Below are 1575 nucleotides of genomic sequence, written 5' to 3' on the forward strand. Positions count from 1 at the left end.
TCGGCGGCCGGGCCGCCCGCCGAGCGGCTCCCCTCCGCGTGCGCCGCGCTGCGCCGCTGCAACTCGTCCAGCAGCTCGCGCTCGCCCCGGCCGCGCATCAGCAGCAGTACGAACGGGTCCTGGTCCAGCAGTCGCGCCACCTGGTAGCACAACGCCGCCGAATGCGGGCAGTGGTCCCACGCCTCGCAGCCGCACTCCGGTTCCAAGTCGCCTATCTCCGGCAGCAGTTGGATGCCGCGGGCCGCGGCATCCTCCGCCAGGTCCGGCGGCATGTCGCGGTCCAGCAACGCCGCGATGTGCCCCGCCCGGTCCGCCGCCATCTCCAGCAGCCGGTCCCAGTCGCCGTCCGACAGCACCTGCACCAGCACGTCGGAACGGACCTGCGTTCCGTCCCGGTCCCGCACCACGGCCGTGATCCGCCCCGGCCGCACCGACACGGCGCCCACCGCGCCCTCCCGCGCCCGCTGCCGCCCCCTCTTCAGCTGCCGGCCGTCCAGCGCCGTGTCCTCCAGCGCCTTCAGCCACGCCAGCCCCCACCAGCTGCGCGCGAAGCCGCGCCCCTGCGCGGGCGGCAGCGCCGCGAACGTCCGCTCCCCGCCCCCGAGTTCACCTGTCATGCCTCGTGCCCCGCTCATCGGGCGGCCCCCCTCAACTCGACGAGCTCCGCCAGCTCGGCGTCGCTCAGCTCACTCAGCGCGGCCTCGCCCGACCCCAGCACCGCGTCGGCCAGCGCCTGCTTGCGCGCCAGCATGCCGGCGATCCGGTCCTCGATCGTGCCCTCCGCGATCAGCCGGTGCACCTGCACCGGCTGGGTCTGGCCGATGCGGTACGCCCGGTCGGTGGCCTGCGCCTCGACGGCCGGGTTCCACCAGCGGTCGAAGTGCACGACATGCCCGGCGCGCGTCAGGTTCAGGCCCGTGCCCGCCGCCTTCAGCGACAGCAGGAACACCGGGACCTCGCCGTCCTGGAACCGGCGCACCATCTCCTCGCGCCCGGCCACGGACGTACCGCCGTGCAGGAACTGCGCCGCCACCCCGCGCGCCGCCAGGTGCTCCTCCAGCAGCCGCGCCATCCGCACGTACTGCGTGAAGACCAGCACGCTCGCGCCCTCCGCGAGGATCGTGTCCAGCAGCTCGTCGAGCAGCTCCACCTTGCCCGAACGGCCCTGGACCCGGGTGCCGCCGCCTTCTTTGAGGTACTGCGCCGGGTGGTTGCAGACCTGTTTGAGGCCGGTCAGCAGCTTCACGATCAGGCCGCGGCGCCGCATGCCGTCCGCCGCGGCCACCTCCGCCATCATCTCGCGCACCACGGCCTCGTACAGCCCGGCCTGCTCCTTGGTGAGCGCGACCGCCCGGTCCGTCTCGGTCTTGGGCGGCAGCTCCGGGGCGATGCCCGGATCGGACTTGCGGCGGCGCAGCAGGAACGGCCCGACGAGCCGGGCCAGCCGCTCCCCGGCGGCCGGGTCCGCGCCGCTCTCCACGGCCTGCGCGTAGCGGGTACGGAACCGGGCCAGCGGACCGAGCAGCCCCGGCGTCGTCCAGTCGAGGATCGCCCACAGCTCGGACAGATTGTTCT

General features: G+C 74.3%; 1 protein-coding gene and 1 pseudogene. Both read right to left on the reverse strand.

The window, feature by feature from the left end; translation table 11 throughout:
* A pseudogene (locus ACFU99_RS43120) lies at positions 1 to 617 on the reverse strand (SWF or SNF family helicase); the annotation flags it as partial.
* A 14-nt stretch (positions 618 to 631) separates the two neighbouring features.
* Positions 632 to 1575, reverse strand: a 944-nt coding sequence (locus tag ACFU99_RS43125) for a DEAD/DEAH box helicase (RefSeq protein WP_384404114.1), incomplete at its 5' end; no start/stop codon positions are given.

Origin of the sequence: Streptomyces sp. NPDC057654, assembly GCF_042800135.1 — a bacterium.
GTDB lineage: Bacteria > Actinomycetota > Actinomycetes > Streptomycetales > Streptomycetaceae > Streptomyces.